This is a genomic window from Pedobacter sp. N23S346 (genome assembly GCF_048515415.1).
In the GTDB taxonomy this organism is placed as follows: domain Bacteria; phylum Bacteroidota; class Bacteroidia; order Sphingobacteriales; family Sphingobacteriaceae; genus Pedobacter.
This window is the reverse complement of record NZ_JBLYEE010000006.1, coordinates 165,227-188,962: the sequence shown is the minus strand read 5'-3', so window position 1 is coordinate 188,962 and position 23,736 is coordinate 165,227. Positions and strand designations below refer to the sequence as shown.

Sequence of the window (23,736 nt, the reverse complement as noted above, 5' to 3'; positions counted from 1 at the left end):
AGCGAATGGTAGGGCTGTCGTAACCGAAGGATTACTGAAATTGCTTTTTTGAACATTTGAACATATAAAAATGTAAGAGCATTTAAGCGTTTTGTGCTTTGGTCTTTAAGCTTTAAGCCTTTCAGCTTAAAAAACCTATCTTTGTGCGCTATGGCAAAATCGTTCGAAGAATTTAAGTTAAACAGGCAAATTTTAAATGCAGTTGCCGATGCAGGTTATACCGTTGCCACACCCATACAGGAAAAAGCAATTGCACCTGTATTATCCGGACAGGATATTTTTGGGATTGCGGAAACGGGTACAGGTAAAACTGCGGCTTTTGTTTTGCCAATTTTAATGCAATTGAAATATGCTCAGGGCGAAAATCCTAGGGCTTTGATTTTATCGCCAACACGCGAATTAGCGATGCAAATTGCAGAACAAGTAAAGTTATTTTCGACTTATACTGATTTACGTTCAATGGTTATTTTTGGTGGAATTGGTCCGAAAACGCAGAAAGAACAAATTGCGAAAGGCGTAGACATCCTTATTGCCACACCAGGGAGATTCCTTGATTTGTATTTAGCAGGTGATATCAATACGCAGAGTTTGAAGTTTTTGGTATTGGATGAGGCAGATAAAATGATGGATATGGGCTTTATTGGTTCAATTCATAGAATTTTGGAAATTGTGCCGCGTAAACGCCAGAACTTACTTTTCTCTGCAACAATGAGCGAGTTAGTGCAGAAGATTGCCGGTGATTTCTTAAATAATCCATTGGTTATTGAGGCATCAGCACAAGCTACACCAGCAGCTAATGTAACACAGGCTTTGTATTATGTTCCGAATTTTAAAACGAAAATTAACTTGTTGCAACATTTGTTGAAGAATGATGAAGCTTTTAGTCGCTTGATTATTTTCTGTAAGACAAAAACTGTTGCCGATAATATTTTTAGTTTTATTGAACGTAGATATGGTGCTGATAACGTTCGGGTGATCCATGCCAATAAAGGACAAAATACCAGAATTAACTCGATTAATAGCTTTAAAGAAGGAAATATTCGTGTCTTGGTGGCAACAGATGTAGCGAGCAGGGGGATTGATGTAAGTGATGTGAGTCACGTAATCAACTTCGATGTGCCTATTATTATTGAAGATTATGTACATAGAATCGGTCGTACAGGAAGGGCTTTTTCTAAAGGTGATGCGATTACCTTTGCAACAGATGCCGAAAAATATTATATCCGCAAAATTGAAAAATTAATTCGCCAGTATATTCCGGTTGCTGAAATTCCTGAAGGTGTTTTTATTGATGAAACGCCTTATGAAGAACGTCAGCATATTGCCAAGGAAATTGACATGCAGAAACGTAAGGAAGATCCTGATTTTCAAGGCGCCTTTCATGAGAAGAAACATGCTGCAGCAATAGAGAAAAAGGCGAGAGAAAAGGCTAAAGCCAAGGCTGGAAAAGAAATTAAGAGTTTCAAAAAAGGTAAAAAATTCGATAAGAAAAAATAAATGAAATTTAGGATTACCCCGCTGAATATCATTGGCGCAGTTGCATTGGGATTGGCGGCTTTTAATATTTTAAGCCCTAAAAACAATGCGCCAGGGCATGTTGATATGAGTGGTTTTTACCTGCTGATTTTAGGTTGTTTAATTCTGGTCACTTTTATTACAGATTTGATTTTTCGATTTACACTTAAAGATTTGAAAAGAATCTGGATTGTTGAATCGATATTTATAGTTTTTACTGCAATCCTGATATTAATCATTCAAAAGTTATCGTAATTCGACAGTAAAAAAACTGGTGTAATCCAGTCATCAGTGTAATCAACCTAAAAATTAAGCATCTTTGCAACCGTAAAAATAAAATAATGCAGATTAATCTTTATAATCAGTTTTAATCTGTAAAATCATTGTATGAAGACAGCAGAAATAAAGTTAACAGTTGAGTTAGACGAAGGCAATAATCCAGATAATATTCTTTGGGAAAGTACCGATTCTGGAAATGCAGATAAAGTACCAGCAAAAGCGATGTTTTTATCTGTATGGGATCATAACTATAAAAATACCCTGAAAATAGATTTATGGACTAAAGATATGCCTGTAGATGAAATGAAAAGATTCTTTTATGAAACTTTACAAACCATGGGCGATAGCTTTTTAAAGGCCACAAATGAAACTTTAATTGTTGAAGATTTGCGAGATTATTGTGCGCATTTTGCAGAGAAGATGGGGATTGTTGAAGGACAGTAGATGGTTAGATGGTTAGATGGTTAGATGGTTAGATGGTTAGATGGTTAGATGGTTAGATGGTTAGATGGTTAGATGGTTAGATGGTTAGATTAAAATGCCACACAAGTTAACCAGAAAAAAACATCCAAACAATTTATAAATATCTGTGTAATCTTTATATCTGTGCAATCAAACCGCAGGAAATTTAAGAAATCATTTCTATCATGTTAATACTAAATAAATTCAGGGCTTTTGTAGGTGTTTTGCTTTGCATTATTGCCAGTTTTTGTCCGATGTTGAAGGTGCCAATTAAAGGAAACTGGAATCTGTATCAATCTGATGCACGTTTGTTCTTAATTACTTATGCCATCATTGCGCTATCAGTGCTTTTCTTTTTTATCAGGAAAGCTGGTGCCTTCAGGTTCATGAGTTTTGTAATGGCCATCTGGTATGTATTGGCAGTTGTGGCTGTTTATTTCACGGCTAACAATTATACAAAATATGGCTTCGCAAATAAATTAATCGGCAAAGTTGTTCATTTTCAATGGGGTTGGATTGTGTTTTTAGTCGGCGTTTTATTTATGCTGTTCAGCACAAAACGTGGCGATAAAATTATAGCCGCAACTAATCCTGAAATTGTGAAGTAAGCTTACTTACTTCGTATCCCTTTGCTTTACAACGGGCAACGATTTCATCATGAGTTTTTTTCAGCATCGTTTGATTACGACTCATGATGAACAAAAATTTATGATCCGGGTGACCAACTACTACATAAGAATAATCATCAGCCAGTTCAATTATCCAATAATCTACCTTGATAGGCCATATAAATTGCGCTTGCAATTCGCCGTTATTACCATCTTCTGAAGGGAACATTTTTGAATTTCTTAAATATACTTTTTTGTCGTTTGGCTTCTTATAAGTGGTTAGCACATTATAATAACCATCTTTATTAAGGGTATATTTTGTTGTGGTCTCGCGACTTCCTTTATCAAAAATGGTAGGAATAGAATATAAGGAATACCATGTGCCCGAATATTTTTTTAGGTCTAAATTATTAACCGGACTATTTTTATCGGCAGGAAAGAAGCTGAATAATACAAACAGTAAGGAACAAATAGTTTTCATAAGATCAAGGTTTGATCCTTATTTACGAGTTTAATGCCACTATGGTTTCCTGTTAGTACTATCGTTATTGAGAAACGGTTTTTCAGCTAATAAAGCAATCTCTTTTACAAAGCCTTTCGACATAGATTGCTTCAGCAAATGAAGGATTAGCAATGACGATCTCTCTTTTACTATCGTCCTTTGCGGTTAACTTTCTAACAAGGAAATTAACCGGTTTAAATGAAAAACTGTTCTTTGTGTTCTCTGTGCCTTCTCTCTAGTTAAGCCTTTTTACCACAGAGGCCACAGAGGTTGACACCGAGTTAAGGGGAGAAAACTATGCTATGCTTTCTTCACCTTCTCTCTGCAATCTTTGCGGTTAATTTTTTGCCACGGAAGGTTCCAAGTTGAGAGGAAAAAGCCCATACTTTGTGTTCTCCTGTGCATTTTTTCGGCGATCTCTGTGGTTAAGCCTTTTTACCACAGAGGTCACAGAGGTTAGCACCGAGTTAAGAGGAAAAAACCATGCTTCGCGTTCTTTGCGCCTTCTCTCTGCAATCTTTGCGGTTAACTTTCTAACCATGCCTAAATTAATCCGCCACAAAAAGATCATCGGTATCCTCATCCAAAGGAATGTAAATTCTTTCCCATTCATCGCCATCTATAATTTCCCAGGTATGTCCAATTCCCTTGGTATCATTGGCAATTAAAACAATTCCCGGTTCGATGATGAAAGTTTCTCCATTCGTTACGCCAAACTTTAACTTCCCTTTTATGGTGATAACATATTGCCTGCGTGGTGCAGGGTGTGGTATTCCTTCCAATGCGGAAACATCCGTTTTAGCAAAAAAGTAACTGGCATTGATGTTTTGAAGTATCGGGATTTTTCCAATTTTAAATGCACAATCATCGTTTTCGATATTAATCAGTCTAATGGCTTTTAAATAATTTTTAGTTTCGGCTTTTTCTGATGTCATCTTTAATATTTTTTAAAATTTAAATGTGGTTTGTCCTTTTTGTGCGATCTCTCTTTCATGTTGCAATAACCACTGCTTCCGCCACAAACCACCTGCATAACCAACCAGTTTGCCATTGCTGCCAATAACCCTATGACAGGGAATAACGATGGCAATGTTGTTTTTCCCATTCGCTGCTGCAATAGCCCGGATGGCTAAAGGTTTATGTTCAGAGAACTTTGCATAGGAGATCGTTTCACCATAAGGAATTTTTAATAAGTTCTGCCAAACCTCCTGCTGAAATTCAGTTCCCTTTTGTTTAATCGGGAAATTGAAATTTTTTAATTCACCATTAAAATAATCTTCCAATTGTTTGGCAACTCTAATGGTTAGTTCATTTTCAGTTAATGCCTCAATATTTTTTTCTTCAAAAGTAATGCAATAAACAAAATTATCGTCGGCGAGGATGGTCATTTTGCCAACAGGCGATTCTATAATAGATGCGTAGTAATTTTCCAATGTGTAGGGGCTGCAGACTCGCAGATTTTGATTTTGAATTATCTAATGAATAATATTAAAAATAATCTACGAATCTGCGGCTAAATTTTTAGACAATATTACAACAATCCAACAAAATACATCTCAATAATTTATCAATAAAAGTATCTTTGCGGTTATGCAACTGGCCAAAGAGGTTAAATATTTAATCCATAAGGAAGTACTGTTAGAGTGGCGCTCCAAATATACCATCAATGGAATCCTGTTGTATGTGGTTTCTACCATCTTTACTTGTTATTTATCTTTTGTAAGTCTGGGTGATAAGCTTGCCTGGAATGCTTTATTCTGGATAATTATACTTTTTGCCTCTATTAACGGGGTTTCTAAAAGTTTTCTACAGGAAACTAAAGGTCAGCAATTATACAACTATATCTTAGCGAGTCCGGCGGCAATATTAATTTCTAAAACGGTTTATAATATCCTGTTGATGCTGGTTTTAACGACTATCGCATTGGGGTTTTATACCTTGGTTTTTGATACATTTACGCCACCCGATTTATTACTTTACTATGTGGCTGTAATTATGGGAAGCATTAGTTTTTCAACTGTTTTTACCATGGTTTCAGCAATAGCGAGTAAAGCTGGAAATGGTGGAATGCTCATGGCTATTCTCAGTTTTCCTATCATCATTCCGGTATTAATTCTCTTAATAAAATTAGCTAAAAATGCAGTAGATGGTTTGCCATGGGAGAATAGTTACGATGAAATTGGAATGTTGTTATTGGTAAATGTATTGACCGTTGCTACCTCTTTGCTGTTATTTCCATACCTTTGGAGGGATTAGGGAAATGATTGAAGGAGTGAAGGAGAGAATTATAGAAGGACTGAGTTAGAGAATGATTAAGTGATTTAATGGAACGGAAATATTCAATAATTCTATCATTCAAAATTCAATAATTAAAAGATAATAAAATGTTAGATGAATTAAATGATAAATTGGAACGGAAACATTCACTCATTCAAAATTCACTAATTTAAAAATGATAGAATGAGAGATGAATTGAATAATAGAATGGAACGGAAACATTCAAAATTCAATCATTCAAAATTCAATAATTAAAACATATGAATAAAATTTGGTGGAAAATATTAGGATCGGTGTTGGTGATTTATACCGCAATTGCAGGATTATTGCTTGGTGTGCCACGTTTGCCTATTATAAACGAATCGATCAGGAATTTATATTTCCACGTACCCATGTGGTTTGCCATGATTGTTTTGTTTTCCATATCAGTTTTTTACAGCATCAAATCTTTAAGTACTAAAAGTGAAATAGACGATATGAAGGCGGTAGAAAGTGTAAATGCAGGAATCGTATTCGGCCTTTTGGGATTAGTTACCGGAGCAATATGGGCTAAATATACCTGGGGTCAGTTTTGGAGCTTTGATCCGAAGCAAAATTTTGCTGCCATTTCAGTATTACTTTATTTTGCTTATTTAATTCTCCGCAATGCGATGGATGAAGAGCAGAAAAGAGCTAAAATATCTGCCATCTATAACATCTTTGCATTTCCTATGATGGTGGTTTTGCTTTTCGTTTTACCCCGTTTAAAAGATTCACTCCATCCAGGTAATGGCGGCAATCCTGGTTTCAATAGTTATGATTTAGATAGCCGCATGCGAATGGTGTTTTACCCGGCATGTTTAGGCTGGATTATAATAGGTTACTGGGTGTATACCATTCGTTTCAGAATACGTTCAATAGAAAACAATCAACAACAAAATTAATTGAGCAAGGAACAAAGAGCAAGGATCAAAGAATAAGGGGCAGCGATTAAAGATAAGTTGCAGAACCTTTACTTTTTTGTTTTTTAGCTTTCCAATATTATAACTTTTCAACCCCACACATTCCAATAAAAAACAACATGAAGAAGATATTTCTCTCCCTTACATTATTGCTGGCCACTATGCAATTATTTGCTCAGGATAATGGCGTAGAAATGGCAGATCAGTTGCGTAAAGATGGTAAAATATATGTGGTAGTGACTTGTATTGTCATCATTTTAGTCGGTTTATTGGCTTATCTTTTCTCTATCGATAAAAGATTAAAAAAAATAGAAAAAGAAAACACAGCCAAAAAGTAAGCTTAAACGTTTTAAAGCTATTTTTTCGACCATTTGCAATTGGTGTTTCCTTTACACTAAGTGTTTTTTCATTTGGATATATGCAGTTTTTTTAGGCAATTTTGCGGCATACTTAATTCATAAAAGATAAATAATGGCTAATCTAGCAGACGAGAACAAGTTTTTTGCAGATGTATGCAAGAACTTTGACAGTGCGGCTCAATTCACCAACCACCCGGAAGGTTTATTGAACCAGATTAAAGCGTGTAATAGTGTGTATCGTTTCCAATTTCCAATTCGCAGAGGAAACGGTTTTGAAGTTATTGATGCATGGCGTGTAGAGCACTCGCACCACATGAGTCCAACCAAAGGCGGTATTCGTTACAGCGAAATGGTTAACGAGGATGAGGTGATGGCACTTGCAGCCTTGATGACATACAAATGTGCAATCGTAAATGTACCTTTCGGAGGTGCAAAAGGTGGAATTAAAATTAACACCAAACAATATAGTGTAGCTGAGTTAGAAACCATCACCCGTCGTTACACCACCGAATTAATTAAAAAGAATTTTATTGGTCCTGGTATTGACGTTCCTGCACCGGATTACGGATCAGGTGAACGTGAAATGAGCTGGATCGCTGATACGTACATGACAATGAATCCAGGTCAATTGGATGCATTAGGTTGCGTAACGGGTAAACCAATTGCATTGCACGGGATCCGCGGACGTAAAGAAGCTACTGGTCGTGGCGTTGCTTACGCCGTGCGTGAGTGTGTTGATGTTGCTGAAGATATGGCTAAAATTGGCTTAAAGGCTGGTTTAGGCGATAAAAGAGTAATCGTTCAAGGTTTAGGTAACGTGGGTTACCACTCCGCAAAATTCCTTGCTGAATTTGGTGCAACCATTGTTGGTTTGTGTGAGTACGAAGGTGCGATTTACAATCCGAACGGTTTAAATGTTGATGAGGTTTTCGCTCACCGTAAAAATACAGGTTCTATCTTAGGGTTCCCGGGGGCTACCGATTTCAGAAATTCAATGGAAGGTTTGGAGCAGGATTGTGATATCATCGTTCCTGCGGCTTTGGAAAATCAATTTACTGAGTTGAATATTCGTAACATTAAAGCAAAAATTATTGCTGAAGGTGCAAACGGACCAACTACGCCAGAAGCTGAAGCTATCTTCACCGAAATGGGCGGAATTATCATTCCAGATATGTATTGTAATGCTGGTGGTGTTACGGTTTCTTACTTCGAATGGTTGAAAAATCTTTCTCACGTAGCATTCGGACGTATGGAAAACCGTTATGCGGCAAATTCAAACGCAAACTTAATTGCTACCTTAGAAAACTTAACCGGCAAAACGATTCTTCCAGAACACCGTTTAATGATTGTTAAAGGGGCATCAGAGTTAGAATTGGTAAACTCTGGTTTAGAAGATACGATGATTCATTCTTACCATGAAATTCGTGAAACTTTGAATGTGAAACCAGGTACACAAACATTGAGGACTGCAGCTTTCGTTAATTCGATTGATAAAATTGCAGTTTCTTACATGAATTTAGGTGTTTGGCCTTAGTAAGATTTAAGCTAAAAGTCTAAAGCTAAAAGCTGAAAATCCTTGCAGATGTATAATTTGCAAGGATTTTTTATTTTGGAAATGTACGGTTCTGTTCTAATACGAGAGGTTTATGAAAGGTCGTCTTTGCAAGGCAGCTTTTTTCAGCGACGAAGCAATCTTATTGCTGCGGGTAAACAGAAGGAGGTAATACACTTATGATGTAATCCTCAATTCCTCTAAATCGAGCCTCCATTCTTCCTTTCTAATAATGTCATCATCATAGCTTTTATTACCCTTCAAATGGTGAAGTTCATCACGTTGAACCTGAATTAAATCCAGCACAATCTCGTTGTAGGCTTTTAGGTCTATGGTATTAATCTCCCCTTTTTTAAATGCCTGAAGCGTATCTTTTTTCTCTATTAATGAATGTTGTAATTCGGCTTTCAAATTAACCATCAGCTCATTATGGGTGCATTGATGCTGGTAGTCTGTTGCTAATTTTTCTAGTGAGAGATCGATCAATTTCAGTTTAATCTGGCTAATCTGTTCCTGTTCAGAGAGCTTATGTTTCGCTTCCGGGATCTTCAAAAATTTAATAAACAGCGGAAGGGTTAAGCCTTGAACAACCAACGTAACGAAAATCACCACGAAAGTGATAAATAGAATCAGGTTTCTTAATGGAAATGGGATCTGATCAGAAATCATCACCGGAATAGAAAGTGCAGCTGCTAATGATACCACACCCCTCATGCCTGCATAAACGATTACCAATGATGAGTGCCAGGTTAAATCCTGATAACGTACCCTGGTTCTTTTATTAAAAATTTTGGTGATCCTTGCTGTAGAAAAAAACCAGATGAAACGAACCAAAAGCGCTAAAAAGCTGATGCCCACACCATAGCCAATTGCCTTTGTAATAGGATAATCAGGACCTAAGCCATTCACGATGTCGGGTAATGCTAAACCAATCAAAATAAATACCACTCCATTTAGTAAGAAAATAAGAGCAGACCAAACCGAAACTGTTTTAATTCTGGAGTTTGAGGTGAGAATAATATGCGATTGACTGGAAAGCAACAGGCCTCCTGAAACGACGGCCATAACACCTGATGCTTCAAAATGCTCAGCAACAATGTACATAAAATAGGGCGTGAGCAAGGTCAATACGGTATCAATGTTTTCCGTAGTTGGCAGCCAGCGATGTATGGCGTAAAATATACCACCAATCGCCAGTCCGATTACAATACCTAAACCAGCCACTGAAACAAAGCTCAATGCGGCATCCTGCATCACAAAAGTGCCGCTTACTACTGTTGCCAGTGCAAACTTGAACACAATTAAACTGGATGCATCGTTTACTAAACTTTCGCCTTCTAAAAGTGCGCTAACGGTTTTAGGGATTTTCAGGCCTTTAAGTACGGCTGCAGCAGCTACAGCATCTGGCGGAGAAACAATTCCGCCCAGTAAAAAACCAAGTGCTAAGGTAAAACCAGGGATAAAAGCAACAGATGCGTAAGCAACCGCTACTGACGTCATAAATACCAAACCAACGGCCATTAAAAAGATCGCACCTTTGTATTCCCAAAAGGCTTTCCACGAGGTAAACCAGGCTGCTTCGTAAAGCAGGGGAGGTAAAAACAGGAGAAAGACAATATCGGGATCAATTTTGATGTGTGGCATCCCGGGGATAAACCCGATTACTAATCCTGCAATAACTAAAAAGATAGGGTAAGAAATCTTGAGCTTCTGACCAACCATCACCAAAATGGTTACGCCAAGCAAGAGCACAAGGATGAGAATTAAATTATCGTGTAGCATGTAAAAGAGATGTTCATTCAAATATCATAAATATAAAGGAAATGTGACTGGAAAAAAGCAGACCTGGCCCTTAAAAATCTTTCAGTAACTGGTATAATGAATTAATATTTTCATTAATTAAAGTGAGTTTTCCATCTAATCGGATCTGATGCCGATTTACGGATTTACCTTTCACCTCTAATTTGTTAAAACTTTTAAGGTATCTGTTTACACCAGTTATATTAATTTGAGCATTTAATTTCCTAAAATTCACATCAAGAGAAAAGAAATCAGTTGAACGCTCTTTATTTTCATTGACTTTAATATTTTCAGTCGTTCCGATATAAAGTTGCTGATCATCGCCACCAACAAATGCCTTATAAAGCGGAAATACCGATTTGTTTACCGTACCACTATCCAGATTGATGATTTTTTGCCGACTTAGGTAGCTTTTCAAACCGTTGGCATCGGCAGCTATATTTAAGGTGAAATTTGGAACCTGCCGTTTTTGAAGCGTTATTTTCTCAACCTTTTCAAAATCGTCGTTGTACTCGTAAGTAATGATAGAATCGGTTTGTGGCGTGCTATTGGTCCATTCAAAGTCGAGGTAGCCTTTATAATATTTCAGCAAGCTATCTTGCGCTATTGTGGTGTTTTTAAATTGATATGTTTTATGAGCTGCTTTTGAAAAATCGGCATTCAGCCAAATGCTGGCCGTACTTTCTTTGTTGAAAGTTCTATGTTGAGGTTTGGCGGCAGGAAGAATTGATTCAGTCAAAAAATCGGCATTAAAATTTATTGCTCCATCTTTAAAATCTGCAGTAAAGCTATTTTGATTATTGATGTAAGCTATATGATTCGTTAAATCTTTCAACTTATTAAATTTACTATCACCAAGTTTTACAAAGTTTTCTTCTTTTAATATTGAAATTAATACGGAATCAAAATTTTTAATCTCGCCGGAGACTACAATAGCTGCTGCTTCATTATTGTAGCAAATAACAACATTTCCCAAACGTGCACTTGCGAAGTTAATCCCGTTTGGTCTTTTTACAACCTTAAAACCAAGTGTATGTGTTAGAAATGTTTCAAAATCCTTTAGTTGTTTAATCTCGAATCTTGAAAATATTGCTGTTTTCGGTTGATTTTGGAGGAAGTATAAATACAAGCTTGCTGGTATTTTTAAACTACTACTTAGTTTGCTCTTTTCTTTTTTTAGTTTTTGCTTGTCTTCTGATTTCAAGTAAAAACCCGGATTCGAAATCATATTCGCTGCCAGGCTCTCAAGCATTTCATCCACGCCAATTTTGAGTACAGATTCTGCATTAAGTGGAACAGAAACCTGATTGGCCTGATATTGCCTGTATTTAAAAATGCCCACAAAAAAAATAAGCAGCGATAGGATTATCACTGCTATTATTTTAAAAAATTTCTTCATAGCTTATTCAATCATAATTTTGCCACAGCATTACGAAAAACACAGAAGTACTTTCCGTGACTTCTGTGTTTCCGTGGCAAATGTTTTTTTGGTGATCAATTTATCTGTTAATTGCCAACCGAAAACTGTTATTTCGCTGCATTTTCAATTAGCGAAAACAAATATTTTAAAGCATTTTCATGTCCGTTAGGAATTTCAGCGCTAATATCAGCGGATACCAGATTCCCTTTAATTGGGTTCGATTTTATATAAACGTTACCCATTTTACCCAGCGTTTCATTAAATTTCTTTGCTGTTTCTTCACCTCCAAACTCTTGATCAGGAACTTTTCCAACCAGGTTCTTTGCATTAAATAAGAAGCTGAAATTATTCTTACTTAATAGTGTTTTATGCGTTTTGCTAATGCCTGCACGAAAGGTGTTATCGTTAATGCTTTGCATTTCGGTTAAAGAGTTTCCAAAAAATACGATGTTATCTTTAATCATGAAATAGATATCAACCGGACTTTTCTTTTCCTCAATTTTATAAATGTTTTGATTAACACTTACCCGGTTTTTATTTATGCCATATTTAATCAGCTTATTCATTAAGCGTTGATCTTCCGAAGAAAACATAAAAAGAAAATCAGGTAACGTTTCTTTTTTCGTTTTAGTTACTTCAGTTTGATTGTAATCTTCATCATATTCATAAGTAGTATAGTTTACATCGCGGCTATTTAACCCGTTGATGATAAACAAAGCATCACCTTTAACTACTTTACCTACCGCTTCTTCATCTAACAGGAGCGAGAAGAGGTCAGTACCCAAAGAAATTTCTTCATCCATTTTACCACCCAAGAAAGAACCATACGTTTGCTGCATTAATTTAGGAAATTCTTCTAAATAAGCTTTAGTATCAATGGCATAACCCATAAATCCGATCGCTTTTTCACTATTTACATAATTCAGGAATTTTTTATTGATCTTCCTGTTCATGATTTTTTTATAAGAATCAGCTTGTTCTTTGGCTAGTTCCAAGCCTGTAGAAATGCGGAAGCTTTTGTTATCCATAAAAAGTTTCGAGCTTAAACTTCCATAACCTTTCATTATGCCCGCTTTTCCATAGGTGCCAAACTCAGGAGAGATGGAATTGTAAACATCCTGCAAACTGGAAACCCAAATTTCGGCAATGGCATTTTTATCTAAACTAGCATTATAAGATTTATTGCTTTCTATTGATTCGTAGCTGGTGTTAAAGATTTTATCAGCCTGAGCACTGATCCAAACAAATGTTAATGCTTTCATTTTTGCATCCTGCTCTGCCTTATCTTTCTGATAACCATCATACTGGTAAGAATCATCTGTTGTGCCTATAGAATCCATTACCGCATAGTCGGCATTTTCAACAGTTTCAATCTCTACCTGGCGAACTTTTTTGGCTTTAGCAGATGTTTTTTTCTTTCCAGATTTCTTTTTGGTGCTGTGTTTCTTCTTTGCAGGTGTTTTGTGAACTTTCGTTGGTGCAACAACAGGTGGTGCAACTTCCGTTTCAACCATTGGCTCTACCGCATAGGTTGAATCTGCCACAACTGTAGCACTATCTGTAATGATGTCATCGCTTTGATAGCGAATATCTTTAATGCCGTATTTGGCAGATTTTAATGAATCGGCAAAAAAGGAACTTTTAATGCTGCCGGTAACAAAGTACATCATATTATTATTCCATTTAATAATGCTTGTACTATCCGGTAGGATCATGGTTCTGATCTCTCCATCAACCTTAAATTTTTGTTCCTTGTCGTTAATCATTCCCTCAAATTTGGAAACATCTTTAATTGGAATCAGGAAACAGTTATACGTTATACTATCGCTTAGTTGATTAAAGTAATACATGTTTTTCTCCAGGTTAATCCCGAAGTCTTCAATGCTGGTAAAGTTTTTATCAAGTGATTTTGAAGTCTCTGTTAATAATTTTTTGCCTACGAAAGATTCGTTAAAATCTTTTACAAACATCATTTTAAATACATTGTCACCTTTTATTGTAGCGACGGTAAAGGCATTTGCAGGAATTTTTTTAACTAAATCCTGAGCATAATTTTGAATGCTGAAAAATAGTAAAGCGAGCGCAAAGAGAAGTTTTTTCATTTTATTTTGATAGTTGTATTTGATTGGAAACATTAATTTTTCCGTTTATTAAATTGGTGATACTGCTTTTTAGCATCACGGCCTTTTTTGTTTTCGACAGGTTTGATGCCGGATTGGTCACATTTGTTACGGGCGACTCAAAACGATAAATACTGGTGTACATTGCGCCATTAAAAACTGCCTTATCCTGATTTTTCAATTTATTAAATTCGGATTTGGCAGTTGTTACCGTTTGATACTTTCGGGCAAATGTTTTAGTGGCTTTGTTAAAGCTATAAGAAGAGGTATTGGTGGCTTTAATTTTTTGTTTGGCCAATATGTTTCTGGTGATGTTGTTGATATTTGATACATCCTTAAATGTGAAACTAATGGTCGCGATGTAATTGGTAAAGTCGCTGCTGCTTTTTACATTCAAAATGCCCTCAGATTTTTTGAGGTAGGCAACTGCCTCTGCCAGTTCTTTCTGAATTTTTTGCTTACTGGGTACTTTATAGCCTTGTACGCTATCTAAGAGCATTACCGATGCTACTTTCGTTTTACTTTGGCTCAGGTTAATCGTCAGCATCACATCACCCGTTCCGTCATTGCGCTGGTTAATTTCTTCTACAATTTCGAAGCAGGATGATAAAGTGGGAATTAGAAAAATAAAGAGAAGGAGTTTATAAAACTGCTTAACATTCATATCTATAGAATTAAGTTATTAGGTACGTTAAAGGATAATTATCTGATCGCCAAACTTAATCATTTAACCCATAATTATCGTTGTTCTTTTTCTTCAATGGCGATAATCAGCCCTGCCCATATTCAGATAAGGTAATGCCTGAAAAAAAACTGAATTCAAAGTATCACTACTCGTTAATTTCTAAATTGTTTTATCAACGAAAATAGAAAATCAGTTAATTGTCAATATAACGACACGAAAAAGGTAAAAGAACGTTCGCTAAGGCTATTTTTCTATCTTTGTTGCCAGCTTTTACCACAATAACACAACATGAAAAAAAGTGCAATCATTGGATTAATTACTATCGCAATTTCTGTAGGAATCTTATTTAGCTTAAATGCAAATACTGATACTTATTCGAATTTCAAAGAGGCTGCTAATTCTCAAAAAGAAGAGCATGTAATGGGATATTGGGAGAAATCTAAAGGAATGTATTACGATGCTGCCAAAGATGCCAATCATTTTGCCTTTCACATGAAAGATGAAAAAGGTGAGATCAGAGAAGTGGTTTACAATGGTACTAAACCTCAGGATTTTGAAAAATCAGAGAAATTAGTACTCATTGGAAAAATGGATGGAGAGAAATTTTACGCTTCTAAAATTTTAATGAAATGTCCGTCTAAATATAACGATAACCTGGTAGAGGTAAATCAAAATGGCAAGGTTGATACTGTTGGTAAGTACGGCGAAAAAAAATATAACTAATTTTAATGGATATTCAATTTGTAGGCGAAAACCTGTTGCCGGGTAAAATCGGACAGTTTTTCATTGTGCTGGCGTTTAGTGCATCATTACTTTCAACCATATCATATTTCTTCGCCAGTGGTGATAAAGAATTAAAGGATAAATCCTGGCGAAACCTTGGCAGAATTGGATTCTTAGTGAATTGGGCCAGCATCATTGGTATAGGGGTTACTTTATTTTATCTTATTCTAGGTCACCACAACGAATACAGTTACGTTTACTGGCACTCATCAAAAGAATTACCAATTTATTATATTGTATCTGCTTTTTGGGAAGGGCAGGAAGGTAGTTTCTGGCTTTGGGCGTTTTGGCAATCCTTTTTAGGTGCATTGCTGATCTGGAAAGCAAAAACCTGGGAACGCCCGGTAATGACAGTTGTGGCATTTTCACAAGTGTTTTTAACATCAATGATGTTAGGCGTTGAAATTTTTGGCGAACGTATCGGAAGTTCTCCATTTATCCTGTTGAGAAATTCTCTTGATCTGAAAGCAATGGCTCCTGTTGTTTTTGCCAATCCGGAAAATTTTGCCAACTATCTGAAATTTATTACCGATGGGAGAGGATTAAATCCTTTACTACAAAACTATTGGATGGTTATTCATCCACCTACTTTGTTCTTAGGCTTTGCCAGTATGGTTGTTCCTTTTGCTTACGGAATTGCTGCGCTTTGGCAGAAACGATATAAAGAATGGATTAAACCTGCAATGCCATGGACGCTTTTTGCGGTGATGATTTTGGGAACAGGTATCATTATGGGTTCGTTCTGGGCTTATGAAGCCTTAAACTTCGGTGGTTTCTGGGCCTGGGATCCGGTAGAAAATGCTTCATTAATTCCTTGGTTAACTTTAATCGGGGCAGTTCATGTAATGATTGCCTATAAAAATACTGGTCATGCTTATTTCACCGCAATTGCCTTGGTGTTTTTAAGTTTCCTATTGGTGCTTTATGCATCGTTTTTAACCCGGAGCGGGATTTTAGGAGATACCTCCGTACACTCATTTACCGATATGGGAATGTTTGGTCACCTGATTCTTTATAATGTCGTGTTTGCCGTATTGGCTATAGTGCTCATTGTGATGAGATGGAAAGAATTACCCATCACTACTAAAGATGAGGAAACTTATTCACGAGAATTCTGGATGTTTATTGGTGCCTTAGTGGTAACTGTTGCCTGTATTCAGATTATTTTTTCTACCTCAGTTCCGGTATTTAACAAGGCCTTTGGTACGAATTTCTCTCCACCTATTGATGCAATAAAATATTACAACCAGTGGCAGGCCCCATTTGCCGTTTTAATTACTTTGATCTCGGGTTTTTCACAATATTTAAAATATAAACGTACTGATCCGCGTAAATTCTACAGCAGTTTGGTTTCTGCAATTTTATTTGCGCTGGTAATCACTGCTGGCTTGGTTTGGGTAGCAGATATCTACACCAATACGATGTATATCATGATCACATTTAGTTGTGTATTTGCGGTACTCTCCAATGCAGCCATTTTGTACCAGGCGTTTGGTGGTAAAGCCAAATTAGCCGGATCTGCAGTTGCACACATTGGTTTTGCCTTTTTAATATTAGGAGCGCTAATTTCGGCAGCTACGAATAAGCCTTTGTCTATCAATGCCAATAACTTTATCCCGGTAAAAGATTTTGAGAAAACGGAGAAACCAGGCGAAAACATCATGTTATACAAAAACGAGCCTAAAGAAATGGGCAAGTATACGGTAACTTATGTGAGCGATACTACGGAGGCTCCGAATACGATTTACACGCTTAATTTCAAAGTATTAGATAAAGAGACAGGAAAGGTTAAAGAAGATTTTAACTTACATCCTCATGTTCAGGATAATGAAAAAATGGGGCTGATTGCTTCTCCGGATACCAAGCATTATTTAACATATGATGTGTATACCCACATCACTAGTGCGGCAATTAAGCAAGAAAGTCATGGTGATCATGAAGGTCATTCTGATGATGAAAATTATAAAGCACCGAGAATTGTTAAAGTTTCTGTAGGAGATACGATTCATACCTCTAGCGGTGTGGTTACAGTGAAAGCACTGAACAATAAGCCAGTGGCTAAAGATTTAGTATTGGCCCAGGGAGATTATGCAGTAGGTTTACCTCTGGAAATTAATTCTGCAGGAAAAATCTACAATGCCGAACCAATGTTCTTAATTAAAGGGAACAATACATTCGATTTCGCCCGTAAAGTGGAAGGACTGGATCTTAAATTCCGTTTTTCGAAAGTTTTACCAGATGAGAAAAAAGTAGAATTACAGATTTTTGAAAAACCTCAGCAAGCGAAAGACTGGGTTGTTTTTAAAGCCATCGAATTTCCATTTATCAATTTATATTGGGCCGGAACTATCGTGATGGTAGTTGGTTTCTTACTTTCTATTTTCAGAAGAAGAAAAGAGGCGAAAATCGCATAGATAATGAAGATTGTTTTATTAGGTTCTGGAAATATTGCTACACATCTTGCTCAGGCTTTAGTAGCCAAAGGCGAAGAAATTGTGCAGGTTTTTAGCCGGAACCTAAACCATGCTAAATTATTAGCCGATGTAGTTGGTGGCGAACCGATGGATCATCTGACTAACATCAAAAATGATGCTGATTTATATATGATCGCGGTCAAGGATGATGCAATAGCAGGGATTGCAGATCAGTTGAGATTGGTTACGGGCTTGGTTGTACATACATCCGGAACAACAGATATTAGTGTTATATCATCGAAAACTGAACATGCCGGAGTATTTTATCCGCTGCAAACTTTTTCAAAAACTAAGGTAATATCCTTTGATCAGGTTCCACTGTGTATTGAAGCGACTGATGAAAGACAACTAGCGGTATTAAAAACTTTGGCTTCGAAATTAAGTAAGCAGGTTTACCAGATTGATGGAAGTCAGCGGAAAGTATTGCACCTCACTGCAGTTTTTGCCTGTAATTTCCCTAATCATCTTTATGCTTTGGCGAATCAATTGCTTCAGCAAAATCAGCTTGATTTTGAAATTATCAGGCCTTTAATTAAAGAAACCGCAGATAAGGTAATGACTGATTTACCTGAAAATATGCAGACCGGACCGGCAATCAGGGAAGATGAAACGACTTTAAATAAGCATTTTAGCATGTTAAGCAACATGCCTGAACTGCAAAATATTTATCAAACTTTAAGCAACAGCATAAAATTAATGTCTAAATAGCACATTTACCGCTTTAGCTTATTACTTTTGCAACATAATTATGAGCATTTTTAAACTAAAAATAAATTTTGAAGAAGCCGATCACGAATCTTTAGAATTACCCATAGCTGCCGGAGAATCTGTTTTAGACGTCTGTCTGGATAATGGAATTGATCTTCAGCACAATTGTGGTGGAGTTTGTGGCTGCAGTACCTGCCATGTCTACGTAACAAAAGGGATGGATAATATCGAAGAGATTTCTGATAAAGAAGAAGATTTTATCGATAGAGCCGTTCGTCCGAAAATTTCATCCCGCCTAGGGTGCCAATGTGTAGTCATTAACGGTGATATAGAAGTAACAATTCCAGATCAGTCTGGCTTTATGGGACATTAGATTAGTCTTTAGTCAAAAGTCCTTAGTATTATTGAGTCTGCATAATTCTTTTGAAATTGATGATGCTATAGATGTAGTAATCCAGACCTGTAACTTTCAACCTTTAACTTTCAACTTTACAACAACATGAACAACGATAAATTTGCCTTACCTTTTTACTGGAATGATTACGAAGATATTGCCATGTCTTTATATGAGAAATTTGGCGACGACTTTTCTGAAGCAAAAATCTATCGCGTTCGTTTTACCGAACTTTTAGAATGGGTTTTGGAACTTCCGAACTTTAAAGGTACCCGCGAAGAAAGTAGCGAAGGACATTTGGAGCAAATTCAATCCGCATGGGTTTACGAGTGGAGAGATAATCAAGATTAAGTTACCAGTTACGAGTTGCGGGTTGAAGGTCTAGGCCTTCAACCCGCAACTCGTAACCCATAACCTGTAACTGAAATGTTTCTACAAAAGCTAAAACAAATCACCACCTTCATCTTCGATGTTGATGGCGTATTAACAGATGGATCTGTACAGGTGACTGACACTGGTCAATCGCTGCGTACTTTCAATATCAAAGACGGTTATGCCATGCAATTAGCTGTAAAGAAAGGATACAACCTTTGTATCATCTCTGGCGGAGACGGCATTGCAATGGGAAAACGCTTTCTTAATCTTGGCATTACCGATGTATTTTTAGGTACAGGAGATAAGGTTTCAGTTTTTAAGCAATATCTCAATGATAAAAACATTACTGCGGATGAAGTGCTTTATATGGGTGATGACATTCCCGATTTAAAAGTAATGAAGCTGGTAGGGCTTCCAACTTGCCCTGCCGATGCGGTAGAGGAAATTAAAGCCATCTCTACCTTCATATCGCCTTACAATGGTGGTAAAACTGCCGTTCGCGATATCATAGAAAAGGTAATGAAAGTGCAGGGGAGATGGCTCGATGAAAATCCCAATGCTGCTGATTCTGGTAAGTAAATTGGTTCATTAGTCATTCGTTCATTGGTGAGTAGGTTCATAGCCATTCATGGTTAGTGTCTCCCAGGTCATTCAGTTGGTATTAATACGATCGTCATTGCGAAGCCAATTCTTCATTGGCTGAGGCAACCTCATTGCTGCTAATCGTGTAGCAGAGACATTGCCACGAACCTTATAGATGAGAGATCGGAGTATGTTTTAAAAAAGACTTACGAAGTTTCCCTTTCATATGAACCCATCAAAACTTCGTAAGTCAATTATTTTTGTTTGCAACGGTGACGTTACATTTCAGGATTAAACTTTGTTTCTCCACCATACTCCAATCAGTCTAAACTTCAAAAAGACAACAACATGAAAAAATTAATGATGATCTGCGGATTAATGCTAGGCATGGCTGGTTTCGCTCAGGCACAACAAGGAGGCGGAAGAGGCATGATGATGAAACCAGAAGAGCGGGTTAAACAACTGGATGAGAAACTGAAATTATCGGATGATCAAAAAACAAAGTTAACAGCTGTATTTACCGAACAAGCTGATACCATGAAAAAGTTGCGTGAGGAAGGACAAGGCGGCGATCGTGAAGCAATGAGAGAGAAAGTGCAAAAGCTTCGTGCAGATAATGATATAAAAGTTTCTGCGGTATTAACCGATGACCAAAAGAAAACTTACGAAGCCTGGCAGAAAGAGCAACGTGCCGAAATGCAGAAACGCATGCAAGGTGGTGGAAACAATTAATCTGATAAAATAGTGAATAAGAAAAGCGGCTTTTGGTCGCTTTTCTTATTTTAGCAAAAAATTAATTTATGGCCATTACTTTTCCGCCAATTATCCTGGCATCAAAATCTCCTCGCAGACAAGAACTTTTAACACTAATGGGGCTAAACTTTGAAGTGTTACTTAAAGATGTCGACGAAAGTTATCCCGAGGGCTTAAAACCAGCTGAAATTGCGGTTTACATCTCTGAACAGAAGGCTAAAGCTTTTTCTGCTGCTGATGAAATTGTAATCACTGCAGATACGATCGTGGCGCTAAACGGAGAAATTCTTGGGAAACCTTCCAGCCGTGAACATGCGCAGGAAATGCTGGCAAAATTATCTGGCAGCAAACATGAGGTTTATACTGGCGTAACGCTGGTTAAGGGCGATAAGATCCATTCATTTTATGATAGAACTGAGGTTTATTGCAAATCTGTTAGCAGTGAAGAAATAGACTTTTATATCGATAATTTTCAACCTTACGATAAAGCGGGCAGTTACGGTGTGCAAGACTGGTGGGGCCTGGTTGTAGTGCAGCGAATTGAAGGTTCTTATACTAATGTAATGGGTTTGCCAACTGAAAAATTGTATAGTGAACTTTTAAAGTTTGTCTAACCATCAAATTATTTTAATAATACATAAATAATAATTAATATTAAGTAGATATAATGTTTAATCTATAAAAAAAACGCTCTAAATGGTTGATAATAAAACAATATTTAAGAAACTTACTATTTGGGGAATAGTATGTCTATTATTAATTTACATATTTTACTTTGCGATTCCAATCGGTACCTATCAATCAGCAACAACGCTTCTAGCCATTACTGGAGCCATCAGCATTACAGTTTGTATATTCGTTTTTTTTTCTGGTATATTTTTCTTATTTGATAAATATGATGAGAATGGAAAAGTTAAAGAAAGACCGTTTCAAGGAATATTTCTAATGATTATATTGTTAGTTTCACTTTTTGGAAATGCGATCTTAATCCTTTGGGTAGAAGTTAATAGAGAATCTCAGGAATTAGAAAAAAATGGAGTGATAGTAATGGCAAAAATTGTTGATGGTAGCTCTTTGGCTGGTCGTAGTATTGATCTCAGTAACATATCTGTAGAATTTACGGATACAACTGGCGTAAAGCACAGGTTAAAAGTAGAGTTATCAAAAACTGAGTTTGAAAAGTTTTATCTAAATCAGGAAGTCCCTATTGTATATTCAACGAAATATATGAATATTAATAGCGTATTATACAATGAGGCTGAATTTTTAAAATATCCAAAACAGCAACAGCAGTAATATACTTAGATTTAAAATGGCAACTACTTATGGAATCCTAAATTCTTTTTCATCATCTAAGCAAATCCAACATGATGAAAAATTCACAAACACAAGTTACCATTAGCGAACTTTGCACTCAAAACTGGGAAGAAATGGAAAAAGGTGCGGGCTTCAATTTCTGTACAGCCTGTAGTAAAAATGTAATCGATTTTAGCGGATACAGCAATGCTGAAATTATTTCAGTATTATCTGGTTCTGTATCTGTTTGCGGCCGTCTTAGTGAAATGCAACTCAACCAGCTGAACTATTATTTATTGGTTAAGCCGAGCAATAGAAACTGGATGAAATATTTAGGCGTACTGGCGATTGGTGCAAGTATCTTTACGCAAGATGCCAGGGCTGCCGTTTATTCTTCAGCTACAGAAGTTTCAAATGCGATTAATAATCATGATGACGATAAAAAGCCAATAGTGGTTAACAAAGTTTCAGGAAGAATTTTAGGACCTGATAAAAAGCCACAAGCTGGTATTCGGTTGGTGATTCTAAACACTAAATATTATGCGCTGACTGATGAGCAAGGCAAATACGAAATCAAGTTTAATAATGGACCAGACGTTACAAAAAATAGACTTTCTGTTCAAAGCCCAAGATATTCTGCAACACTGATCATCGATTATTCGAAGATTAAACAAAATGACATTGTGCTTCAGGAAGAACCGATGATAATGGGAGAAATTATAATTCAAAATCCTAAAAAGAAATCTTAGGTACTATAACTGGTGAGCCAGAATACCCATTTTTAAATCGTAAGTTGATAACCGGAGCTGATTAATTTTCAGTCTGCCCAAAACAAAGTTGGTGATTAGGGCAGCAACTACAATCATATCTACCCGCAAGGGAATAATGCCTGGCATTTCTACACGTTGCTGATGGGTGGAATTAATGAGTTTAATGGATAGCGCAATGTATTCATCAAAGTTGAATGCATAGGATTTGATTGCCGCTACATCAATTTTTTCATTTTTTGCACTGTTTACTAATTCGGCAAAGGTTTCAAAAGCGCCTGCTGAACCAATTAACGTTTTAGGTTGATGGTATTTGCAGATTGTAAATAAGTCTGTCAGTTCTTCTTGTATGTGGGCCAGGATATTATTTTTGTCCTGATCAGAAATTGGATCCGAATTAAAGAAGCGTTGCATTAAACGTGCTGCGCCAATATTGTAACTCTTTTTCCAGATTAGTTTTTCGGTATCGCAAAGGATAAATTCTACGCTTCCACCGCCGATATCCATAATTAAAGATAGTTCTTCGATCGCACCACTCAATTTTACGCCTTCGTAAATGAGTGCAGCTTCTTCCTCTCCTGATAAAATTTCAATATCAATTTCAGCCAGTTCTTTTACTGCCTTTACGAAATCTTTTCCATTATCTGCACTGCGAACGGCAGAGGTAGCGGTTGCTTTTACCTTTTCTACCTGGAAACTTACTATTGTTTCTTTAAAATTTTTAAGGCAATTAATTCCCCTTTCAAATGCTGCCGGAATAATAATATGATCGTTTATTCTTCCCTCTCCCAACTTTACCGGAACATTCGTTTTATACAATACCTTAAAATCCTGAGCATTTGTTTCTGCAATTAGCAGGTGAAAGGTGTTCGTACCAAGATCAATAACCGCTACAAGCATATTTGATGAATATTAAGGAAATTTGTCAAAACTTAGAACTATCTAAATTTCATGAATGAAGATCAACTTGCGAAGTTTTCGTGGCCTTTGTTGTGGGAAATACTTCGAAAGTTTTAGGGTACTGTTATCAAAACTTACGAAATTCCTCAGCGCACAGGCTTTTGAAATTTCGTAAGTTGATAAA

The 23,736-nt window shown here is 36.6% G+C and carries 26 protein-coding genes; 18 read left to right on the top strand and 8 right to left on the bottom strand.

What is annotated here, in order from left to right; translation table 11 throughout:
• Positions 1 to 150: 150 nt before the first annotated feature.
• From ACN1CD_RS12735 to ACN1CD_RS12720, 4 genes are all read left to right on the top strand, one after another.
• Positions 151 to 1,497: a DEAD/DEAH box helicase gene (locus ACN1CD_RS12735; RefSeq protein WP_419130771.1), complete on the top strand. Its 1,347-nt coding sequence runs from the start codon at positions 151 to 153 to the stop codon at positions 1,495 to 1,497.
• Entirely contained in the window at positions 1,498 to 1,770 is a 273-nt protein-coding gene (locus ACN1CD_RS12730) for a hypothetical protein (protein WP_419130770.1), read from the top strand.
• 132 nt (positions 1,771 to 1,902) lie between these two features.
• A complete protein-coding gene (gldC, locus tag ACN1CD_RS12725) occupies positions 1,903 to 2,238 on the top strand; it encodes a gliding motility protein GldC (protein WP_056871223.1) in 336 nt (111 codons plus the stop codon).
• 203 nt (positions 2,239 to 2,441) lie between these two features.
• Positions 2,442 to 2,864, top strand: a complete 423-nt coding sequence (locus tag ACN1CD_RS12720; protein ID WP_419130769.1) for a hypothetical protein — start codon at positions 2,442 to 2,444, stop codon at positions 2,862 to 2,864.
• On the opposite strand, the gene ACN1CD_RS12715 is transcribed toward ACN1CD_RS12720, so the two are convergent.
• The 3 genes from ACN1CD_RS12715 to ACN1CD_RS12705 form a co-directional block, all read right to left on the bottom strand.
• Complete coding sequence (locus tag ACN1CD_RS12715) at positions 2,842 to 3,345, bottom strand: lipocalin family protein (protein ID WP_419130768.1); 504 nt, start codon at positions 3,343 to 3,345, stop codon at positions 2,842 to 2,844. The genes ACN1CD_RS12720 and ACN1CD_RS12715 overlap by 23 nt on opposite strands.
• Positions 3,346 to 3,914: 569 nt before the next feature.
• A complete protein-coding gene (locus ACN1CD_RS12710; RefSeq protein WP_419130767.1) occupies positions 3,915 to 4,301 on the bottom strand; it encodes a hypothetical protein in 387 nt (128 codons plus the stop codon).
• 12 nt (positions 4,302 to 4,313) lie between these two features.
• Positions 4,314 to 4,799 carry a methylated-DNA--[protein]-cysteine S-methyltransferase gene (locus tag ACN1CD_RS12705; RefSeq protein ID WP_419130766.1) on the bottom strand — a complete coding sequence of 162 codons (486 nt, stop codon included), beginning with the start codon at positions 4,797 to 4,799 and terminating at the stop codon, positions 4,314 to 4,316.
• A gap of 157 nt (positions 4,800 to 4,956) precedes the next feature.
• On the opposite strand from ACN1CD_RS12705, the gene ACN1CD_RS12700 reads away from it, so the two are divergent.
• The 4 genes from ACN1CD_RS12700 to ACN1CD_RS12685 all read left to right on the top strand — a co-directional run bounded on the left by ACN1CD_RS12700 (position 4,957) and on the right by ACN1CD_RS12685 (position 8,477).
• Entirely contained in the window at positions 4,957 to 5,622 is a 666-nt protein-coding gene (locus ACN1CD_RS12700; RefSeq protein WP_419130765.1) for a heme exporter protein CcmB, read from the top strand.
• A gap of 281 nt (positions 5,623 to 5,903) precedes the next feature.
• Positions 5,904 to 6,566, top strand: coding sequence for a cytochrome c biogenesis protein CcsA (gene ccsA, locus ACN1CD_RS12695; protein ID WP_419130764.1), 663 nt, complete (start codon positions 5,904 to 5,906; stop codon positions 6,564 to 6,566).
• 137 nt (positions 6,567 to 6,703) lie between these two features.
• The gene (locus ACN1CD_RS12690; RefSeq protein ID WP_419130763.1) at positions 6,704 to 6,922 is read left to right on the top strand and encodes a CcmD family protein; all 219 of its coding nucleotides are present in this window, start codon (positions 6,704 to 6,706) and stop codon (positions 6,920 to 6,922) included.
• Positions 6,923 to 7,055: 133 nt separating this feature from the next.
• Positions 7,056 to 8,477 (top strand): Glu/Leu/Phe/Val family dehydrogenase, encoded by a 1,422-nt coding sequence (locus tag ACN1CD_RS12685; RefSeq protein WP_419130762.1) that lies wholly within the window; start codon positions 7,056 to 7,058, stop codon positions 8,475 to 8,477.
• 195 nt (positions 8,478 to 8,672) lie between these two features.
• Here the strand turns inward: ACN1CD_RS12685 and ACN1CD_RS12680 are convergent, their stop codons facing one another.
• The 4 genes from ACN1CD_RS12680 to ACN1CD_RS12665 form a co-directional block, all read right to left on the bottom strand.
• Positions 8,673 to 10,277 carry a Na+/H+ antiporter gene (locus ACN1CD_RS12680; RefSeq protein WP_419130761.1) on the bottom strand — a complete coding sequence of 535 codons (1,605 nt, stop codon included), beginning with the start codon at positions 10,275 to 10,277 and terminating at the stop codon, positions 8,673 to 8,675.
• A 70-nt stretch (positions 10,278 to 10,347) separates the two neighbouring features.
• On the bottom strand, positions 10,348 to 11,694 hold the full coding sequence (locus tag ACN1CD_RS12675; protein ID WP_419130760.1) for a hypothetical protein: 1,347 nt from the start codon (positions 11,692 to 11,694) through the stop codon (positions 10,348 to 10,350).
• A 128-nt stretch (positions 11,695 to 11,822) separates the two neighbouring features.
• Complete coding sequence (locus ACN1CD_RS12670; RefSeq protein WP_419130759.1) at positions 11,823 to 13,817, bottom strand: hypothetical protein; 1,995 nt, start codon at positions 13,815 to 13,817, stop codon at positions 11,823 to 11,825.
• Position 13,818: 1 nt separating this feature from the next.
• Entirely contained in the window at positions 13,819 to 14,499 is a 681-nt protein-coding gene (locus ACN1CD_RS12665) for a hypothetical protein (protein ID WP_419130758.1), read from the bottom strand.
• A 309-nt stretch (positions 14,500 to 14,808) separates the two neighbouring features.
• On the opposite strand from ACN1CD_RS12665, the gene ACN1CD_RS12660 reads away from it, so the two are divergent.
• The 10 genes from ACN1CD_RS12660 (at position 14,809) to ACN1CD_RS12615 (ending at position 22,634) form a co-directional block, all read left to right on the top strand.
• Positions 14,809 to 15,243, top strand: coding sequence for a cytochrome c maturation protein CcmE (locus ACN1CD_RS12660; RefSeq protein ID WP_419130757.1), 435 nt, complete (start codon positions 14,809 to 14,811; stop codon positions 15,241 to 15,243).
• A 5-nt stretch (positions 15,244 to 15,248) separates the two neighbouring features.
• The gene (gene ccsA / locus ACN1CD_RS12655) at positions 15,249 to 17,717 is read left to right on the top strand and encodes a cytochrome c biogenesis protein CcsA (protein WP_419130756.1); all 2,469 of its coding nucleotides are present in this window, start codon (positions 15,249 to 15,251) and stop codon (positions 17,715 to 17,717) included.
• A gap of 3 nt (positions 17,718 to 17,720) precedes the next feature.
• Positions 17,721 to 18,485 (top strand): Rossmann-like and DUF2520 domain-containing protein, encoded by a 765-nt coding sequence (locus ACN1CD_RS12650; protein ID WP_419130755.1) that lies wholly within the window; start codon positions 17,721 to 17,723, stop codon positions 18,483 to 18,485.
• Between the two features lie 40 nt (positions 18,486 to 18,525).
• The gene (locus ACN1CD_RS12645; RefSeq protein ID WP_419130754.1) at positions 18,526 to 18,858 is read left to right on the top strand and encodes a 2Fe-2S iron-sulfur cluster-binding protein; all 333 of its coding nucleotides are present in this window, start codon (positions 18,526 to 18,528) and stop codon (positions 18,856 to 18,858) included.
• 126 nt (positions 18,859 to 18,984) lie between these two features.
• Positions 18,985 to 19,230 carry a Fe-S cluster assembly protein IscX gene (iscX, locus tag ACN1CD_RS12640; protein ID WP_419130753.1) on the top strand — a complete coding sequence of 82 codons (246 nt, stop codon included), beginning with the start codon at positions 18,985 to 18,987 and terminating at the stop codon, positions 19,228 to 19,230.
• A gap of 75 nt (positions 19,231 to 19,305) precedes the next feature.
• Positions 19,306 to 19,833: a KdsC family phosphatase gene (locus tag ACN1CD_RS12635; RefSeq protein ID WP_419130752.1), complete on the top strand. Its 528-nt coding sequence runs from the start codon at positions 19,306 to 19,308 to the stop codon at positions 19,831 to 19,833.
• A 351-nt stretch (positions 19,834 to 20,184) separates the two neighbouring features.
• Positions 20,185 to 20,568, top strand: coding sequence for a hypothetical protein (locus tag ACN1CD_RS12630; protein ID WP_419130751.1), 384 nt, complete (start codon positions 20,185 to 20,187; stop codon positions 20,566 to 20,568).
• Between the two features lie 68 nt (positions 20,569 to 20,636).
• On the top strand, positions 20,637 to 21,203 hold the full coding sequence (locus ACN1CD_RS12625) for a Maf family protein (RefSeq protein ID WP_419130750.1): 567 nt from the start codon (positions 20,637 to 20,639) through the stop codon (positions 21,201 to 21,203).
• An 82-nt stretch (positions 21,204 to 21,285) separates the two neighbouring features.
• A complete protein-coding gene (locus ACN1CD_RS12620) occupies positions 21,286 to 21,885 on the top strand; it encodes a hypothetical protein (RefSeq protein ID WP_419130749.1) in 600 nt (199 codons plus the stop codon).
• Between the two features lie 71 nt (positions 21,886 to 21,956).
• Entirely contained in the window at positions 21,957 to 22,634 is a 678-nt protein-coding gene (locus ACN1CD_RS12615) for a hypothetical protein (RefSeq protein WP_419130748.1), read from the top strand.
• A 3-nt stretch (positions 22,635 to 22,637) separates the two neighbouring features.
• Here ACN1CD_RS12615 and ACN1CD_RS12610 read toward each other — a convergent pair whose 3' ends face one another.
• Positions 22,638 to 23,552, bottom strand: a complete 915-nt coding sequence (locus ACN1CD_RS12610; RefSeq protein ID WP_419130746.1) for an exopolyphosphatase — start codon at positions 23,550 to 23,552, stop codon at positions 22,638 to 22,640.
• Between the last annotated feature and the right edge of the window lie 184 nt (positions 23,553 to 23,736).

Coding starts and splice junctions, on each gene's coding strand:
- ACN1CD_RS12735 (WP_419130771.1), top strand. CDS start 151: ATGGCAAAATCGTTCGAAGAATTTAAGTTAAACAGGCAAATTTTAAAT.
- ACN1CD_RS12730 (WP_419130770.1), top strand. CDS start 1,498: ATGAAATTTAGGATTACCCCGCTGAATATCATTGGCGCAGTTGCATTG.
- gldC (WP_056871223.1), top strand. CDS start 1,903: ATGAAGACAGCAGAAATAAAGTTAACAGTTGAGTTAGACGAAGGCAAT.
- ACN1CD_RS12720 (WP_419130769.1), top strand. CDS start 2,442: ATGTTAATACTAAATAAATTCAGGGCTTTTGTAGGTGTTTTGCTTTGC.
- ACN1CD_RS12715 (WP_419130768.1), bottom strand. CDS start 3,345: ATGAAAACTATTTGTTCCTTACTGTTTGTATTATTCAGCTTCTTTCCT.
- ACN1CD_RS12710 (WP_419130767.1), bottom strand. CDS start 4,301: ATGACATCAGAAAAAGCCGAAACTAAAAATTATTTAAAAGCCATTAGA.
- ACN1CD_RS12700 (WP_419130765.1), top strand. CDS start 4,957: ATGCAACTGGCCAAAGAGGTTAAATATTTAATCCATAAGGAAGTACTG.
- ccsA (WP_419130764.1), top strand. CDS start 5,904: ATGAATAAAATTTGGTGGAAAATATTAGGATCGGTGTTGGTGATTTAT.
- ACN1CD_RS12690 (WP_419130763.1), top strand. CDS start 6,704: ATGAAGAAGATATTTCTCTCCCTTACATTATTGCTGGCCACTATGCAA.
- ACN1CD_RS12685 (WP_419130762.1), top strand. CDS start 7,056: ATGGCTAATCTAGCAGACGAGAACAAGTTTTTTGCAGATGTATGCAAG.
- ACN1CD_RS12680 (WP_419130761.1), bottom strand. CDS start 10,277: ATGCTACACGATAATTTAATTCTCATCCTTGTGCTCTTGCTTGGCGTA.
- ACN1CD_RS12675 (WP_419130760.1), bottom strand. CDS start 11,694: ATGAAGAAATTTTTTAAAATAATAGCAGTGATAATCCTATCGCTGCTT.
- ACN1CD_RS12670 (WP_419130759.1), bottom strand. CDS start 13,817: ATGAAAAAACTTCTCTTTGCGCTCGCTTTACTATTTTTCAGCATTCAA.
- ACN1CD_RS12665 (WP_419130758.1), bottom strand. CDS start 14,499: ATGAATGTTAAGCAGTTTTATAAACTCCTTCTCTTTATTTTTCTAATT.
- ACN1CD_RS12660 (WP_419130757.1), top strand. CDS start 14,809: ATGAAAAAAAGTGCAATCATTGGATTAATTACTATCGCAATTTCTGTA.
- ccsA (WP_419130756.1), top strand. CDS start 15,249: ATGGATATTCAATTTGTAGGCGAAAACCTGTTGCCGGGTAAAATCGGA.
- ACN1CD_RS12650 (WP_419130755.1), top strand. CDS start 17,721: ATGAAGATTGTTTTATTAGGTTCTGGAAATATTGCTACACATCTTGCT.
- ACN1CD_RS12645 (WP_419130754.1), top strand. CDS start 18,526: ATGAGCATTTTTAAACTAAAAATAAATTTTGAAGAAGCCGATCACGAA.
- iscX (WP_419130753.1), top strand. CDS start 18,985: ATGAACAACGATAAATTTGCCTTACCTTTTTACTGGAATGATTACGAA.
- ACN1CD_RS12635 (WP_419130752.1), top strand. CDS start 19,306: ATGTTTCTACAAAAGCTAAAACAAATCACCACCTTCATCTTCGATGTT.
- ACN1CD_RS12630 (WP_419130751.1), top strand. CDS start 20,185: ATGAAAAAATTAATGATGATCTGCGGATTAATGCTAGGCATGGCTGGT.
- ACN1CD_RS12625 (WP_419130750.1), top strand. CDS start 20,637: ATGGCCATTACTTTTCCGCCAATTATCCTGGCATCAAAATCTCCTCGC.
- ACN1CD_RS12620 (WP_419130749.1), top strand. CDS start 21,286: ATGGTTGATAATAAAACAATATTTAAGAAACTTACTATTTGGGGAATA.
- ACN1CD_RS12615 (WP_419130748.1), top strand. CDS start 21,957: ATGATGAAAAATTCACAAACACAAGTTACCATTAGCGAACTTTGCACT.
- ACN1CD_RS12610 (WP_419130746.1), bottom strand. CDS start 23,552: ATGCTTGTAGCGGTTATTGATCTTGGTACGAACACCTTTCACCTGCTA.